The 15791-nt window shown below is 65.9% G+C and carries 11 protein-coding genes and 1 pseudogene; all 12 read left to right on the forward strand.

Features of this window, described 5'->3' with window-relative positions:
* Window positions 1-12 precede the first annotated feature (12 nt).
* Window positions 13-1827 (forward strand): annotated as a pseudogene (gene ftsH, locus SK095_RS15185) (ATP-dependent zinc metalloprotease FtsH); the annotation flags it as partial.
* 88 nt (window positions 1828-1915) lie between these two features.
* On the forward strand, window positions 1916-2374 hold the full coding sequence (gene hsp20-GI / locus SK095_RS15190; RefSeq protein ID WP_023383117.1) for a small heat shock protein sHSP20-GI: 459 nt from the start codon (window positions 1916-1918) through the stop codon (window positions 2372-2374).
* 21 nt (window positions 2375-2395) lie between these two features.
* A complete protein-coding gene (gene yfdX1, locus SK095_RS15195; RefSeq protein ID WP_021567662.1) occupies window positions 2396-3304 on the forward strand; it encodes a heat resistance protein YfdX1 in 909 nt (302 codons plus the stop codon).
* 4 nt (window positions 3305-3308) lie between these two features.
* The gene (locus SK095_RS15200) at window positions 3309-3929 is read left to right on the forward strand and encodes an NAD(P)-binding protein (protein WP_320546761.1); all 621 of its coding nucleotides are present in this window, start codon (window positions 3309-3311) and stop codon (window positions 3927-3929) included.
* Complete coding sequence (locus SK095_RS15205; RefSeq protein ID WP_232095202.1) at window positions 3926-4954, forward strand: GGDEF domain-containing protein; 1029 nt, start codon at window positions 3926-3928, stop codon at window positions 4952-4954. Before SK095_RS15200 ends, SK095_RS15205 begins: the two co-directional genes overlap by 4 nt.
* Before the next feature lie 11 nt (window positions 4955-4965).
* Window positions 4966-5454, forward strand: a complete 489-nt coding sequence (locus tag SK095_RS15210; protein ID WP_004152114.1) for a phosphate-starvation-inducible PsiE family protein — start codon at window positions 4966-4968, stop codon at window positions 5452-5454.
* Complete coding sequence (locus SK095_RS15215) at window positions 5441-6403, forward strand: zinc metalloprotease HtpX (RefSeq protein WP_013984524.1); 963 nt, start codon at window positions 5441-5443, stop codon at window positions 6401-6403. Before SK095_RS15210 ends, SK095_RS15215 begins: the two co-directional genes overlap by 14 nt.
* A gap of 19 nt (window positions 6404-6422) precedes the next feature.
* Window positions 6423-7574 carry a S1C family serine protease gene (locus SK095_RS15220; RefSeq protein WP_003116645.1) on the forward strand — a complete coding sequence of 384 codons (1152 nt, stop codon included), beginning with the start codon at window positions 6423-6425 and terminating at the stop codon, window positions 7572-7574.
* Window positions 7575-8225: 651 nt separating this feature from the next.
* Window positions 8226-9410 carry a C17 cyclopropane fatty acid synthase CfaB gene (cfaB, locus tag SK095_RS15225; protein WP_320546762.1) on the forward strand — a complete coding sequence of 395 codons (1185 nt, stop codon included), beginning with the start codon at window positions 8226-8228 and terminating at the stop codon, window positions 9408-9410.
* Window positions 9411-9633: 223 nt separating this feature from the next.
* The gene (locus tag SK095_RS15230; protein ID WP_320546763.1) at window positions 9634-12549 is read left to right on the forward strand and encodes an EAL domain-containing protein; all 2916 of its coding nucleotides are present in this window, start codon (window positions 9634-9636) and stop codon (window positions 12547-12549) included.
* A gap of 62 nt (window positions 12550-12611) precedes the next feature.
* Entirely contained in the window at window positions 12612-13652 is a 1041-nt protein-coding gene (locus SK095_RS15235; protein WP_320546764.1) for an NADP(H)-dependent aldo-keto reductase, read from the forward strand.
* A 140-nt stretch (window positions 13653-13792) separates the two neighbouring features.
* Window positions 13793-15784 (forward strand): biofilm regulation protein phosphatase SiaA, encoded by a 1992-nt coding sequence (gene siaA / locus SK095_RS15240; RefSeq protein WP_320546765.1) that lies wholly within the window; start codon window positions 13793-13795, stop codon window positions 15782-15784.
* Window positions 15785-15791: the final 7 nt, after the last annotated feature.

Consider the following 15791-nt stretch of genomic DNA (forward strand, 5'->3'; position numbering starts at 1 on the left):
GGAACACGGCCCATGGAAAAAAAGAATCAATGGAATACCGGCTACTGGATCGTTGCCCTCCTGCTGTTGTTGAGTTTGCAGAGCTACTGGCAGACGGCGAAAACCGTCGAGCCGGTGCCCTACAGCGAGTTCGAGAAGGCGCTGGCCGAGGGTCGCGTGGCCGAAGTGCTGGTGTCGGATCGTACGGTGACCGGGCGCCTGAAGTCGCCGGACAGCCGGGGCAAGACGACGATCGTGGCAACGAGGGTCGAACCCGATCTTGCCGATCGCCTGTCGAAGTACGACGTGCCCTATGCCCGCGTGTTGGAGAGCACCTGGCTGCGCGATGTGCTGTCGTGGATCCTGCCAGCGGTAGCCTTCTTTGGCGTCTGGTTCTTCCTGTTCCGCCGCTTCGCCGAGAAGCAGGGCATGGGCGGGTTTCTCAACATCGGTAAGAGCCGCGCCAAGGTGTTCGTGGAAAAGAACACCGGTGTGACGTTCGCCGATGTCGCGGGGGTGGATGAGGCCAAGGCGGAGCTGGTCGAGATCGTCGATTTCCTGAAGAATCCGCAGGACTATGGCCGTCTCGGCGCGCGCATCCCCAAGGGTGTGCTGCTGGTGGGGCCGCCCGGCACCGGCAAGACGCTGCTGGCCAAGGCCGTCGCGGGTGAAGCCGGGGTGCCGTTCTTCTCAATCTCCGGCTCGGAGTTCGTCGAGATGTTCGTCGGCGTGGGTGCGGCGCGCGTGCGCGACCTGTTCGAGCAGGCCCGCGTGCAGGCGCCGGCCATCATCTTCATCGACGAACTCGACGCACTGGGCCGCGCGCGCGGCGCCGGCGGGCCCATCGGCGGCCACGACGAGCGCGAGCAGACCCTCAACCAGCTGCTCACCGAAATGGACGGCTTCGACAGCTCGGTGGGGCTCATCATCCTGGCCGCCACCAACCGGCCCGAAATCCTCGACCAGGCGCTGCTGCGCGCCGGCCGCTTCGACCGTCAGGTGCTGGTGGACCGGCCCGACAAGAAGGGGCGGCTGGATATCCTGAAAGTCCATGTGAAGAAGGTGACGTTGGCGCCGGCAGTCGATCTCGAACAGGTGGCGGGGCTGACCACGGGCTTTTCCGGCGCGGACCTCGCCAATCTGGTCAACGAAGCCGCGCTGGCCGCGACCCGGCGCAAAGCGTCCGCCGTGGAATTGCAGGACTTCACCGCCGCCATCGAGCGCATCGTGGCGGGCCTGGAAAAGAGGAACCGCGTGCTCAATCCCAAGGAACGGGAAACCGTGGCCTATCACGAAATGGGCCATGCGCTGGTGGCGCTGGCGCTGCCCGGCACCGACCCGGTACACAAAATCTCGATCATCCCGCGCGGCATCGGGGCGCTCGGCTACACGCTGCAGCGCCCCACCGAAGACCGCTTCCTGATGACGCGCGCCGACCTGGAACACAAGATCGCCGTGCTGCTGGGCGGGCGTGCCGCCGAAAAGCTGGTGTTCGGCGAACTCTCTACCGGGGCGGCGGACGATCTGGCGCGGGCCACCGACATTGCCCGCGACATGATCACCCGCTTTGGCATGGACGAAGGTCTGGGCTACATCGCCTTCGAGGCGCAGCGGCCACGCTTTCTCGACGCACCGGAACTGGCCCACGGCGGCTGCCGGGTGGCCGAATCGACCCAGACGCGCATCGATCAGGCCATCCGAGACATCGTGATGGGCGTGTTCGAGCGCGCCTACCGGATTCTCGACACCAACCGCACGGTGCTGGAGCGCTGTGCGCGCGAGCTGCTGGCGCGGGAGACGCTCGACGAGAACGACATCCGTCAATTGACCCAAGGACTTGTTCATGACGAAAAAGTAGTAGACGCCATTCAGGGTAAGCCGACAGCTCTGAACGGTGTGCCATCTAGTTCGTTGGCATTGTGTAAGGAGAACCGATATGTCTGCATTGACTCCGTGGGACCCCTTCCGGGAACTGGATGAATTGCAAAACCGCCTGGCGACGATGTTGGGACGGACACCCCAGCGACAGGGTGCCCATACCGGCAATGAAGCCATGACCACGGCGGACTGGGCACCAATGGTGGACATCAGCGAGGATGAGAACGCATACGTCCTCAAGCTGGATCTGCCGGAGGTCCCCAAGGATGCCGTGCGCGTCAGCGCGGAGAACGGGGTGCTCACCATCAGCGGCGAGCGCAAATTGGAAAAAGATGTGCAGGGCAAGAAATTCCACCGCATCGAACGTGCGTATGGCCGCTTTGTGCGCAGCTTTGTCTTACCTGACAACGTTGATCCGACCAAGGTGACGGCTTCGATGAAAGACGGCGTGCTGGAAGTGCGGCTTGTCAAGGCCGAGCAAGCCAAGCCGAAGCAGATTGAAATTTCAGTCAATTAACTTCAATTGGAGTCCAACATCATGAATATCAAACAGCCCCAATACATCCGTTCCGCACTTGCCCTGGCGGTCTGCATCGGACTGAGTGGACCGGTTTTGGCCCAATCGGCGGCAAGTCCAAGCGCTGCAGCGCCCTCTGTCGCACCCAAGGCGGCGCAGCCACAAGTAGACGACAAGGCCGCCCAGGAAGCCGAAAAAAAGCGTTCCGAGCTCACTCAGGACGCCATCACGGCGCTCACCAAGACCCAGGAGGCTTTGACCCTCCTTGATGCAAATAAGACCAAGGAGGCGCTCGCTGCGCTGGAACTGGCCACCGGAAAGCTGGAACTGGTATTGGCACGCGACGCCAAACTTGCTTTGGCGCCGGTCGATGTACGCGTCATCACCCATGATATCCACGCCAACGTGGAATCGGTAAAGAAAGCGGTCAAGTTGTCTCGGGAGTTGTTGGGTGATGGCGAGGTGCAAAAGGCCCGGCCCATCGTTGCCAATCTGGCCAGCGAAATCGTGATCGAAACCGACAACCTGCCCATGGCAACGTACCCGGCAGCGATCAAGTCGGCTGCACGGCTCGTCGACAGCGGCAAGATCGACGAAGCCAAAGCAGAGCTCGCCCGAGCACTGAACACGCTGGTGGTCACCCAAGTTGTACTCCCTCTGCCCGTGCTACGGGCCGAAGCCGCGATAGCAAAAGCTGAAAAGCTGGCCGAGACCGACAAGCGCGATGCCAAGCAGAACGAGGAGCTCAGCACCTTGCTGTCGTCCGTGCGCACGGAGATCGAGCTGGCGCAAATCCTGGGTTATGGCAAGAAGGAGGACTTCAAACCCATCTTCGATCAGGTGAAGTCCATTGAGCAAAAGTCGGCTGGTGGCAAAAGCGGCAATGGATGGTTCGACGAGTTGAAGACGCGCATCCAAAAGCTGTTTTGAGGTGATGAAGGGGCCGACTGCTCCATCGGTCAGTCTCGCGATATTCGCAGTCGGCCCCAATAGATTCAGCCGCTCGGGCGCACTCGGTCAGCCACCGCAGGCCGAAGAAGGCGAAGTCGCCGAGCGGGCGCGGTCGTTGCGCGACCATGTGATCATCTGTGGGGCGGATGACGTCGGGCTGCTGCTGAGCCGAACGCTGCGCCTGGCAGGCATACCGCATTTGCTGCTGGAATCGGACCGCCAACGGGTCGAAGCGGGGCGTGCGATGGGGGCGCCGGTGTCGTATGGCGATGCCAGTCGGCTCGACACCCTGGCCGCCGCCGGATTGGCCCATGCCCGCCTGGTGGTGCTGACGTTTGCCCGTCCGCAGACGGCCCTGCGTATCGCTCAGGCGGTTCTCGACCGCCGCCTGAGCTTGTCCGTGGTGGTGGCCACTGAGCGCGTAACGGATGCCCAGCTTTTGCGTAATCTGCCCAATGTCAGACTGTACTCGTTGTACCTGGCTGCGGGACTGGGACTGGCCGAGCAGGTACTGTTGATGTTGGGCATCAACGCCGACCAAGTCGACCACCGGATCGAGGAATTACGGCAGACACTCAGTGAGTCAGGTGGGGATAGACCATGAACGGGCCGACCATTTGGCTGATGGTGTCGCTACTTGCCAATATTGGCATGGCGGTTGCGCTATGGCGTTTTGTTCGTACCAATCGCCAGAGGCGTGACGAGCTGAAGCATCGCCAACAAGCGCAAATCGATGACAAGGAACGGATCGCCATCGCCCTGGAGGGCGCAGGGCTGGGATTCTGGGAGTGGGATATCGCTACCGACAGCTTCAGGCTTTCTGCCCGCAGTCTGGCGATGTTCGGCTTGACCTCCGACGAGGAGGTTGGCGCCACCCATGCCGCATGGCAAGCGCGTATTCACCCGGAGGATTTGCCGGTCGTTCTGGCAAAGGTGCGCGCTTACCAAGAAAACCCGTCGGAGCGATTGGAGTGCGAGTACCGCGTTCGTCATCGATCTGGCGTTTGGATTTGGGTGCTGGATCGCGGCCGTTGGCTGGGTGACGCGGGCAGGCAACTGATAGTCGGCACTCTGCTCGACATCTCTTCTCGCAAGGAAATGGAGCAGCAGTTGCTGCGTATGGCGATCACCGACCCCTTGACCGGCTTGTCGAACCGGCGGGCTTTTAACGAACGATTACAGCTGGAATGGGAGCGCCTCAAACGCAGCCCCGAGATACAAGCAGCACTTGTGCTCTGCGACATCGATCACTTCAAGCGTATCAATGACACCTATGGACACGGATGCAGCGATGAGGTACTCAAGCACTTTGCTTCACGGTTGAGGGAACATGTTCGCGCAACCGACATGGCTGCCCGGATTGGGGGGGAGGAATTCGCTGTGTTGTTGGAAGCGGCATCGATAGAAGACGCCCAAGTATGGGCGGAGCGATTTCGTCAGGACACTGCGGCGACAGCGGTGGTGTGTGGAGAGGTGTCGATCAGCTATAGCGCCAGCATGGGGGTGGCTCTCCTTGACCCCCGTTTGCACTCTGTCGAGCAGGTGATGCAGCAGGCGGACAGCGCGCTCTACCAGGCAAAAAGACAAGGGCGCAACCAAGTTGTGGGTGCACAAGTATTTCAGAATTGAGAGGAGTGGCGATGAAGGAAAAGCAAGCAGACCCGATCAAAACATTTCGCGCCCAATGGGCAGTGATGACGTTCTACGAGCGCTTCGAACAGGTGATCGCGCTCGCGCTGTCCGCAATCATTGCCGTGATCATCGTGGTCTCGCTGCTGCAGCTGATCTCGATCGTCTTCAGCCTGCTGATCATTGATGCGTTCAATCCGCTCGATCACAAGGTCTTCCAGACCGTGTTCGGCATGATCATGACGCTGCTCATCGCCATGGAGTTCAAGCATTCCATCGTGCGGGTGGCCTTGCGGCGCGACAGCATCATCCAGGTCAAGACGGTGATCCTGATCGGGCTGATCGCCCTGGCGCGTAAATTCGTGATCCTCGACCCGGAGACCGGCCCCGCCAAGGTCGCGGCGCTCGCAGGCGCGACACTGGCCCTCGGGGCGACTTACTGGCTGCTGCGCGAGCGCGATGACCGGACAGCCGGGGAAAGCTCAGATGATCAGTCGTGATCTGCGCCACGCGCAGAATGTCGGCGCGCGGCATCGCTGGCTCAATCGCCTGCAAACCGCGCTGTTGGTGCTGACCCTGCTCGGGATTGCCGCCGTCGCTGGCAGCCTGCTGTTGGGTGACGGCGGGCTTTGGCTGGCGCTTGCGGCCGCGGGGTTCACCCTGCTGCTCGAACCGGCGGCCGCCTCCGGGCTGACCTTGCGGCTGTATGGCGCACGCCCCCTGCACCCGGATGAAGCGCCCGATCTTTGGGCTGTGTTGCGCGAACTGGCGGCGCGGGCCGGGCTGCCTGCCGTGCCGGTACCGCACTACGTGCCCAGCGGGGTCGTCAACGCCTTCGCCACCGGTTCGAAGCATCACGCGGCCATCGCGCTGACCGACGGCCTGCTGCGTAGCCTCACGCCCCGCGAGTTGACCGGCGTGCTCGGCCACGAAATCGCGCATATTGCGAACGAGGATTTGCGTGTCATGGGCTTGGCCGATTCCATCAGCCGGCTCACCCATCTTCTGGCCTTGTTGGGGCAGCTTGCGATCGTGCTCAGCTTGCCAGCGCTATTGCTTGGAGTCACGGAAGTCAATTGGCCCGCGTTGCTTCTACTGGCGGTCGCGCCACAGCTGGCCTTGCTGGCTCAGTTGGGCTTGTCCAGGGTGCGCGAATTCGACGCCGACCGGCTCGCTGCCGAATTGACCGGCGACCCGCACGGGCTGGCCTCGGCGCTCGCCAAGATCGAGCGGGTGAGCCGCTCCTGGCGCGCCTGGCTGCTGCCCGGATGGGGCAATCCGGAACCCTCCTGGTTGCGCACGCATCCGGCGACGGCTGAACGCATTGAGCGCTTGCTGGAACTTGCTCCGCCGCCCGCGATGCCGCCGTTTCCATCGGCCCGTTTCGTCCCCGAGGTGACCGTATCACCACGTCCGCCACGCTGGCGCACCGGCGGCCTTTGGCGCTGATTTCAACATGGAGAATGACGTGACCTACCCCGACCCCTACAGCCGCCCGGCGCCGGATCGATTCATCCGGCGCTGGCTCGTCATCACTGGCTGCATCGCCGCACTCATGCTGCTGTGGCAGTTCCTGCCCGCCATCGAAGCCTGGTTCAGTCCCCACGAAACGCAGGAGCGCACGGTGACGCCGCGCGGCGACCTGGCCGCCGACGAAAAAACCACCATCGAGCTGTTCGAGAAATCGCGCGGGTCGGTGGTTTACATCACCACGGCACAACTAGTGCGTGACGTCTGGTCGCGCAATGTCTTTTCCGTGCCGCGCGGCACCGGCTCCGGCTTCATCTGGGACGATGCCGGCCACGTGGTGACCAACTTCCACGTGATCCAGGGGGCATCGTCTGCCACGGTCAAACTGGCCGACGGTCGCGATTATCAGGCTGCGCTCGTTGGCGCCAGTCCTGCGCACGACATCGCGGTACTCAAGATTGGCGTCGGCTTCAAGCGCCCGCCGGCGGTGCCGGTGGGCACCAGTGCCGATCTCAAGGTGGGGCAAAAGGTCTTTGCCATTGGCAATCCCTTCGGGCTCGACTGGACGCTCACCACCGGCATCGTCTCGGCGCTTGACCGCACCCTTTCCGGCGACGCCAGTGGCCCGGCCATTGACCACCTGATCCAGACCGACGCCGCTATCAACCCCGGCAATTCCGGTGGCCCGCTGCTCGATTCGGCTGGGCGGCTGATCGGCATCAATACCGCCATCTACAGTCCGTCTGGCGCCTCGGCCGGCATCGGCTTTGCGGTGCCGGTCGATACCGTCATGCGCGTGGTGCCGCAACTCATAAAGACCGGCAAGTACATCCGTCCGGCGCTGGGCATCGAGGTGGATGAGCAGCTCAACGCGCGTCTGCAGGCGCTGACCGGCAGTAAGGGCGTATTCGTATTGCGCGTGACGCCGGGCTCGGCGGCGCACAGGGCCGGGCTCGTCGGCGTCGAGGTCACCGCAGGCGGCATCGTGCCCGGCGATCGCGTTATCAGCATCGACGGTATCGCCGTCGACGACGTCACCACATTACAGGCCCGGCTAGACGACAAGAACGTTGGAGATGTTGTGGTCTTGTTAGTGGAGCGGGCCGGCAAGACTCGCGAGATGCTTGTGGAACTACAACCGGGAGTTTGATGGAAAGTGGGTCATGGATCTGCACAGCGAAGCAGCCAAGCGACTTCAGCCTTGCGCCGAACTACGAGCCCTAGCTAGTGCAGTGGGGGGAAGGCTGTTTAGGTTAAATGGATATAAGGGAGTCATTTTTGATTGTGTTTTTAAAAGAAGGTGTTGATTTTTTTGGGTAAGCATTTAGGGCGTCCAAGGGTTGGAGCAGTTGGCACGGATGAGAGAGCTCAATGCTCGCTAGGGATTGGATCTATGTGTTTTTTCTGACTGACTGCTTACGTGTTGGAACGGGCAACATCGGAAAAGGATGAATCTTTATTTTCACCATTTACCGTATTTTTCGAGCCTGGGCGAAAATTAGGATGATACTTTAGCGCCCTTAATCATTCTCCCATGAAAGGCAAAACGATCCAGTCTCGGGTGTAAGTGCTCACAACATACTGATATAAAAGGGATTTTTTATGAATAGGAGAGCGCGCGACGTTTCTCTCTGTTTTTAGGGTTAGGATGAAACTTTATTTGCATCCCACACCCTGTCCAGAGCCCGGCCGCAGCCGGGCTCTGGCGTTTCCGGTGCGGTTGCCCCGCTGCGGGCCAGGCCGACGACTGGCCGAGACTGGACTACCCTTCAAGGGGCTTTCCATGAATGGGGGATCGGACATGCTGGCGATGCTTCCGCCCGTCCTGCGCACGCTGCAACTGCCATTGCGCGTGCGCCTGTGGGACGGCCACCAACTGGACCTCGGCCCCGAGCCGCAGGTGACCCTCGAGGTGCGCGACCCGCAGCTGCTGACCCGCCTGGCGCATCCCAGCCTCGACCTGCTCGGCAGTGCCTACGTCGAGGGGGCGATGGACATCCAGGGGTCGCTGGAGCAGGCGATCCAGCTGGCGGATGCACTCACCGCGGCGCTGCTCGGCGACCGGGAGGCCGCGCCGCCGGTGCGCCCGGCCCACGACAAGGCGAGCGATGCGGCGGACATCCACTACCACTACGACCTGTCCAACGACTTCTACCGGCTGTGGCTGGACCGCGACATGGTCTACTCCTGCGCCTACTACGAGACCGGCGCGGAGGACCTGGACACCGCCCAGCAGGCCAAGCTGCGCCACCTGTGCCGCAAGCTGCGCCTGGCGCCCGGCGAGCGCCTGCTCGACGTCGGCTGCGGCTGGGGCGGCCTGGCGCGCTTCGCCGCCCGCGAGTTCGGCGCCGAGGTCTATGGCATCACCCTCAGCCGGGAACAGCTCAGGCTGGCCCGCGAGCGGGTGGCCGAGGAGGGCCTGCAGGACCGCGTGCAGCTGGAGTATCTCGACTACCGCGACCTGCCGGCCGACGGCCGCTTCGACAAGGTGGTCAGCGTCGGCATGTTCGAGCACGTCGGCCACGCCAACCTGGCGCTGTACTTCCAGACCCTGCAGCGCGCGGTGAAGCCCGGCGGCCTGGTGATGAACCACGGCATCACCGCCAGGCACACCGACGGCCGCCCGGTCGGGCGCGGCGGCGGCGCATTCATCGACCGCTACGTGTTCCCCCACGGCGAGCTGCCGCACCTGGCCACCGCGGTGGCGCGGATGAGCGAGGCCGGCCTCGAGGTGGTCGACGTGGAGAGCCTGCGCCTGCACTACGCGCGCACCCTGCGCTTCTGGAGCGAACGGCTCGAGCGGCGCCTGGACGAGGCGCGCCAGCTGGTGCCCGAGCGCGCCCTGCGCATCTGGCGGTTGTACCTGGCCGGTTGCGCCTACGGCTTCGAGCGCGAATGGATCAACCTGCACCAGATCCTCGCCGTGCGCCCGCGCCCCGACGGCTCCCACGATCTGCCCTGGAGCCGGGCGGATCTCTACCGCTGATTTCGCCGCAGTGCCGCGGGCGGTGGCCGCTCTGATCCGCTGGCGTCAGTAAAATGGCGTGCCGCCGCTGCGCGCAAATCGGCGGAGCGCCTGTCGACAGACATTGACGCCCGGCAGGCGGACAGGCACATTCGCCCGTCACATTGGCGACGAATACAGCCGTTACAGTGGCAGGCGGGGCGCCGGGCCACGGCTGGTCGGCAGGGGCAGGGAGAAGGCGCACGTGCTGTTGGGCTTGAGGCGGGTTCACCCGCAATACCGGGATTCGCTGCGCCCGACCCTCGGCGTGCTGCTCGTGCTGCTCGCCGGCATGGGTCTGCTGGCGCTGGGCGGCGAGGCGCTGCCTGCCGTCGACCACTACCTGCCCTGGCACATGCTGCTGGAGACCACCGCCATCGCCGTTGCGGCGCTGGTGTTCGCGGTCGGCTGGAATACCCACAGTCTGCACCCGCAGCGCAACGTCCTGCTGCTCGCCTGCGCCTTCCTCGGTGTCGCCATCCTCGACTTCTCGCACATGCTGTCGTTCCAGGGGATGCCCGACTACGTGACCCCCAGCGACCCGCAGAAGGCCATCCATTTCTGGCTGGCGGCGCGCTACCTGGCCGCCTGCGCCCTGCTGCTGGTGGCCTGGCTGCCCTGGCCGGCGCCCGGCAGCATGGATGAGTCGCCGCTGGCGCACCAGCGTTTCGTGCCGCTCCTCGGCGTCCTGCTGCTGGTGGCGGCGGTGCACTGGGTATTCCTCTGGCGGCCGCACTGGGTGCCGGCCACCTTCATCCCCGGGCGGGGGCTCACCGCGTTCAAGCTGTGGGCGGAATACGGCGTGATCGTCGTGCACCTGCTGACCGTCGGCGTGCTGCTCGCCCGCCTGCGCCACGCCAGCGGCTTCAACGTGCCGCTGCTGCTCGCGGCGGTGCTGGCGATGATCCTCAGCGAGCTGTTCTTCACCCTGTACGCCAGGGTCACCGACAGCTTCAACCTGATGGGTCACGTCTACAAGGTGATCGCCTACCTGCTGCTCTATGGCGCGGTGTTCGTCGACATGATCGCGGCGCCCTACCGCGCGCTGCACAGCGCACGCCGGCACTCCCAGGCGGTCCTCGCGGCGATCCCCGACCTGCTGTTCGAGCTGGATCGCGACGGCCGCTACCTGCAGGTGCACGCCCCGCGCCGCGAGCAGCTGGCCGCCGGCAGCGCGGAGCTGCTCGGGCGCACTGTCTACGAGGCGCTGCCGCTCGAGGCGGCGCGCTCCTGCATCGCGGCGCTGGAGGAGGCGCAGGCCTGCGGCTACTCGTCCGGCCGGCAGATCCAGATCCCGCTGGCCGACGGCGACCACTGGTTCGAGCTGTCGGTGTCGATGATGCAGCGCGAGGCGGATGCCGAGCCGCGTTTCGTCGTGCTGTCGCGCGACGTCACCGCGCGCGCCCGCGACCAGGTCACCCTGCGCAAGCTGAGCCAGGCGGTGGAACAGAGCCCGAGCACCATCGTCATCACCGACCTCGACGCGCGCATCGAGTACGCCAACCAGGCCTTCACCCGCGCCACCGGCTACCGCCTCGAGGAGGCCATCGGCCAGAACCCCAAGCTGCTGCACTCCGGCAAGACGCCGCAGAGCACCTACCAGGACATGTGGCAGCAGCTCACCAGCGGACGGGCCTGGCGCGGCGAGTTCGTCAACCGGCGCAAGGACGGCAGCGAGTACACCGAGGCGGTGCTGATCTCGCCGGTGTTCGACGATGCCGGCCAGACCACCCATTACCTGGCGATCAAGGAAGACATCACCCAGCGCAAGCTGGACGAGCAGCGCATCGAGCGCCTGGCGCATTTCGATGCGCTCACCGACCTGCCCAACCGCAAGCTGTTCGCCGCCCGCTGCGAACAGGCGCTGGGCCTGTCCGAGCGCAGCCAGCAGCCGCTGGCAGTGCTGTACCTGGACCTCGACCACTTCAAGCACATCAACGACTCGCTGGGCTACCGCATCGGCGATGCCTTCCTGGTCGAGGTGGCGCAGCGCCTCAAGGCGGTGCTGCGCGACGAGGACACCCTGTCGCGCCAGGGCGGCGACGAGTTCGTGCTGGTGCTGCCCTATACCGACGCCAAGGGCGCCGCCCACGTCGCCGCGCGCCTCAAGGCGCTGCTGGCCGCGCCCTGCCGGATCGAGGAGCACAGCCTGGTGATCACCACCTCGATCGGCATCGCCATGTTCCCCGAGGACGGCCGCGACTTCGAGAGCCTGTCGCAGCGCGCCGACATCGCCATGCACCGCGCCAAGCAGGAAGGGCGCAACGGCTTCCGCTTCTTCACCGCCGAGATGCAGCGCCAGTCGGCGCGCATCCTGCAGCTGGAGAACGCCCTGCGCCAGGCGCTGGACAACGGCGAGCTGTACCTGTGCTTCCAGCCGCAGATGAGCATCGACGGCCGGGAGCTGGTCGGCGCCGAGGCGTTGCTGCGCTGGAACCACCCGCAGCTGGGGGCGATCAGTCCGGCCGAGTTCATCCCCATCGCCGAAGGCAGCGGACTGATCCTGCCGATCGGCGAGTGGGTGCTGCGCCGCGCCGCCCAGCAGATGCAGGACTGGCTGGCCTGCGGCTATCCGGCGGCGACGACGGTGGCGGTCAACCTGTCGCTGGCGCAGTTCCGCCACCCGGCGCTGGTCGAGCTGGTCGCCGAGGTGCTGCAGGAGACCGGTCTGCCGCCGCACTGCCTGGAGCTCGAGCTGACCGAGAGCGTGGCCATGCACGATCCCGCCGCAGCCATCGCCGTGGTACAGCGCCTGCGTGCGCTGGGCGTGCTGCTGTCGATCGACGACTTCGGCACCGGCTATTCGTCGCTGAGCTATCTCAAGCAGTTCCAGGTGCACAAGCTGAAGATCGACCAGTCCTTCGTCCGCCACATCAGCGAGGACGGCCACGACCAGTCCATCGTCCGGGCGATCCTCGGCATGGCGCGCAGCCTGGGCATGCTGAGCATCGCCGAGGGCGTGGAGACCGCCGCACAGCGCGCCGAGCTGGAGCGCCTGGGCTGCGACGAGGTGCAGGGCTACCTGTTCGGCCGCCCGGTGCCGGCGGACGAGTTCGCCGTGCTGATGCGTCGCTATCAGGGCGCGGCGAAGGACGAACTGGCGGTGGACTTCTGCATCTGAACCGCGGTCGGCGTTTGGTAGTACGCTGTCGCCCTTTCGTCATCCATCGACAGGAGCTTGCGATGATTTATCGCCCTCTCGGCACGACCGGCATCCAGGTCAGCGCGCTGGCGCTGGGCAGCATGACCTGGGGCGAGCAGAACAGCGAAGCCGAGGGCTTCGCGCAGATCGACCGCGCACGAGCCGCCGGGATCAACTTCATCGACACCGCGGAGATGTACCCGGTGCCGCCCAGGGCCGAGACCTGCGGCGCCACCGAGACCATCATCGGCAACTACTTCAGGCGCCATGGCGGCCGCGAGCAGTGGATCATCGCCAGCAAGGCGGCGGCGCCGGGCAACGGCATCACCCACATCCGCGGCGGCCGGCCGCACCACGACCGCGCCAACCTGGTCGCCGCCGTCGACGGCAGCCTGCGCCGCCTGCAGACCGACTACATCGACCTCTACCAGTTGCACTGGCCGGACCGGCAGACCAACTTCTTCGGCCAGCTCGGCTACCAGCACGACCCGGATGCGCACATCACGCCGATCGAGGAGTCGCTGGAGGTGCTCGACGAGCTGGTCAGGAGCGGCAAGATCCGCCACATCGGCCTGTCCAACGAGACGCCCTGGGGCGTGCACCGCTTCCTGCTGCTGGCCGAAACCCGCGGCTGGCCGCGCCCGGTGTCGATCCAGAACCCCTACAACCTGCTCAACCGCAGCTTCGAGGTGGGCCTGGCGGAGATGGCGATCCGCGAGCAGGTGGGCCTGCTGGCCTACTCGCCGCTGGCCTTCGGCCTGCTGTCCGGCAAGTACGAGAACGGCGCCCGGCCGGAGCGGGCGCGGCTGACCCTGTTCGAGCGCTTCCAGCGCTACAACAACCCGCAGGCGCGCCAGGCGGCCAGCGCCTACGTCGCCCTGGCCCGCGAGCACGGCGTCGACCCGGCGCAGCTGGCGCTGGCCTGGGTCACCAGCCGGCCGTTCGTCACCAGCAACATCATCGGCGCCACCAGTCTCGAGCAGCTGGACAGCAACATCGCCAGTCTCGACCTCCAGCTCGGCGACGAGCTGCTGGCCGGCATCGAGCGCATCCACACCGGACAACCCAACCCGGCGCCCTGAAGGCGCCACCGTCTCCCGTCTGCCGCCCGGCAGGCGGGAGCGGCATTTGCGACGCGGGGCTGTACCCCTGCCGCGGGCAGGTTGCACAATGGCACTTTTGCCGGCCTAGGCCGGACGCGGCGGAGGCCGGGAGACTCTTCATGGCGGCGAACTGGGGGCTGCGCAGCAAGTCGGTACTGGCCTTGCTGCTGGCATGCATGCTGGCTTCGATACCGGCGGTCCTGCTCGGCTGGCGGGCGATGGAGGAGATTCGCCAGCATTTCGGCGAGGCCTACGCGCGCAACTTCACCCTGCTGCACCGCGAGCGCATCCTCGCCCCGGTAGCCCGCGAGCTGGCCCTGGCGCGGCGCTTCGCCGACTCCCAGCTGACCCGCCAGTGGTTGCTCGACGAGGCCGACCCGCAGCGCCGCGCGCGCTTCTTCGCCGAGGCCGAGGGCTATCGGCGCGACTTCCGCGACCAGTCCTGGTTCGTCATCGCCGAGCCCAGCCGCAGCTACTATTTCGTCGACGCCGAGGCCGCGGCGGGCGCCCAGCCACGCTACCGGCTCGATCCCGCCGATCCGGAGGATGCCTGGTACTTCGCCAGCGTCGGCGGCCAGGCCACCTACAATCTCAACGTCAACGTCGACCACAAGCTGGGCGAGACCAAGCTGTGGATCAACGTGCTGGTGCGCGAGGGCGCCCGCGTGCTCGGTCTGGCCGGCACCGGTCTGGACCTGAGCGATTTCCTCGCCGATTTCCTGGTCGGCCGCGACAACGGGGTGACGCCGATGATCCTCGCCCCCGACGGCGCCATCCAGGCCCACCCGGACCGCTCGCGCATCGCCTACAGCTCGGGCGCCGGCCAGGCCACCGGAGCCGGCCTGATCTTCGATCTGCTCGGCACGCCGGCCGAGCGGGAGGCGCTGCGCGCGGCCCTGCGGCGCGCCGAGGCCGAGCCGGACGGGGTGCAGATCCTGCACGCGCCGATCGACGGCCAGCCGCGCCTGCTGGCGCTCAGCTACATCGCCCCGCTGCGCTGGCACCTGCTCACCGCGGTCGACCTGCACGCCGCACGCCTGCTCGACCAGAACTGGCTGTGGCCGCTGCTGGGCACCCTGGTGGTGCTGCTGGCCGCCCTGCTGCTGGGCTTCGCCTACGCGATGGAGCGCCTGCTGCTGCAGCCGCTGCGCAGCCTCAAGCAGTCGGCCAAGGCGATCGCTGCCGGCCACTACGCCACCAGCCTGCCGCCGGCGCGCGGCGACGAGATCGGCGAACTGTCGGCGGCCTTCGCCAGCATGGCGGCCCAGGTGCATCGGCACACCGCCGAGCTGGAGGGCAAGGTGCGCGAGCGCACCCGCGCCCTGGAGCAGGCCAACCGCGAGATGGTCGCCGCGCACAAGCAGATCGACGACTCCATCGACTACGCCAGCCTGATCCAGCGCGCCATCCTGCCCGACCGCCAGCTGTCCGCCTCGCTGGGCGAGCGTCACTTCGTGCTGTGGCAGCCGCGCGACGTGGTCGGCGGCGATTTCTACGTGTACCGCGAGGGCGATGGCGGCTGCCTGCTCGGCGTGGTCGACTGCGCCGGCCACGGCGTGCCCGGCGCCCTGATGACCATGCTGGCGCGGGCGGCGATCGACCATGCCATCGCGGTGGCCGGGGTCGACGACCCGGCGGCGATCCTGCGCGAGACCGACCGCACGGTGCGCGGCATGCTGCGCGAGGAGCAGGTGTCGCGGGCCCTGGCGACCAACATGGATGCCGGCCTGGTATGGGTCGACCGCAGCGCCCGGCGCCTGCGCTTCGCCGGGGCGAAGATCGCCCTGTACGCCAGCGACGGCCACGAGGTGCGCGAATACAAGGGCGCTCGCCGCGCCCTGGCCGACAAGCGCCAGGGCGAGTACACCAATCAGGACATCGAGCTGCCGTCGGGCTGGACCTTCTACCTGTGCACCGACGGCTTCCTCGACCAGGCCGGCGGCGAGCATGGCTTCGGCTTCGGCAGCCGGCGCTTCGTCGACCTGCTGCGCAGCCATGCCCAGCGTCCATTGGCCGAGCAGGCCGAGCGCTTCGTCGCCCGCCTCGAGGCCTACCGCGGCGGGCACCCGCAACTGGACGACATCACCGTGCTTTCCTTCCGTTTCGACTAGGTGCAGA

This window comes from Pseudomonas sp. AN-1 (assembly GCF_034057115.1).
GTDB lineage: Bacteria > Pseudomonadota > Gammaproteobacteria > Pseudomonadales > Pseudomonadaceae > Geopseudomonas.

What these genes read in the sequence shown, in the direction of transcription:
- hsp20-GI (WP_023383117.1), top strand. Translation starts at nt 1,916, where the DNA reads ATGTCTGCATTGACTCCGTGGGACCCCTTCCGGGAACTGGATGAATTG.
- yfdX1 (WP_021567662.1), top strand. Translation starts at nt 2,396, where the DNA reads ATGAATATCAAACAGCCCCAATACATCCGTTCCGCACTTGCCCTGGCG.
- SK095_RS15200 (WP_320546761.1), top strand. Translation starts at nt 3,309, where the DNA reads ATGAAGGGGCCGACTGCTCCATCGGTCAGTCTCGCGATATTCGCAGTC.
- SK095_RS15205 (WP_232095202.1), top strand. Translation starts at nt 3,926, where the DNA reads ATGAACGGGCCGACCATTTGGCTGATGGTGTCGCTACTTGCCAATATT.
- SK095_RS15210 (WP_004152114.1), top strand. Translation starts at nt 4,966, where the DNA reads ATGAAGGAAAAGCAAGCAGACCCGATCAAAACATTTCGCGCCCAATGG.
- SK095_RS15215 (WP_013984524.1), top strand. Translation starts at nt 5,441, where the DNA reads ATGATCAGTCGTGATCTGCGCCACGCGCAGAATGTCGGCGCGCGGCAT.
- cfaB (WP_320546762.1), top strand. Translation starts at nt 8,226, where the DNA reads ATGCTGGCGATGCTTCCGCCCGTCCTGCGCACGCTGCAACTGCCATTG.
- SK095_RS15235 (WP_320546764.1), top strand. Translation starts at nt 12,612, where the DNA reads ATGATTTATCGCCCTCTCGGCACGACCGGCATCCAGGTCAGCGCGCTG.
- siaA (WP_320546765.1), top strand. Translation starts at nt 13,793, where the DNA reads ATGGCGGCGAACTGGGGGCTGCGCAGCAAGTCGGTACTGGCCTTGCTG.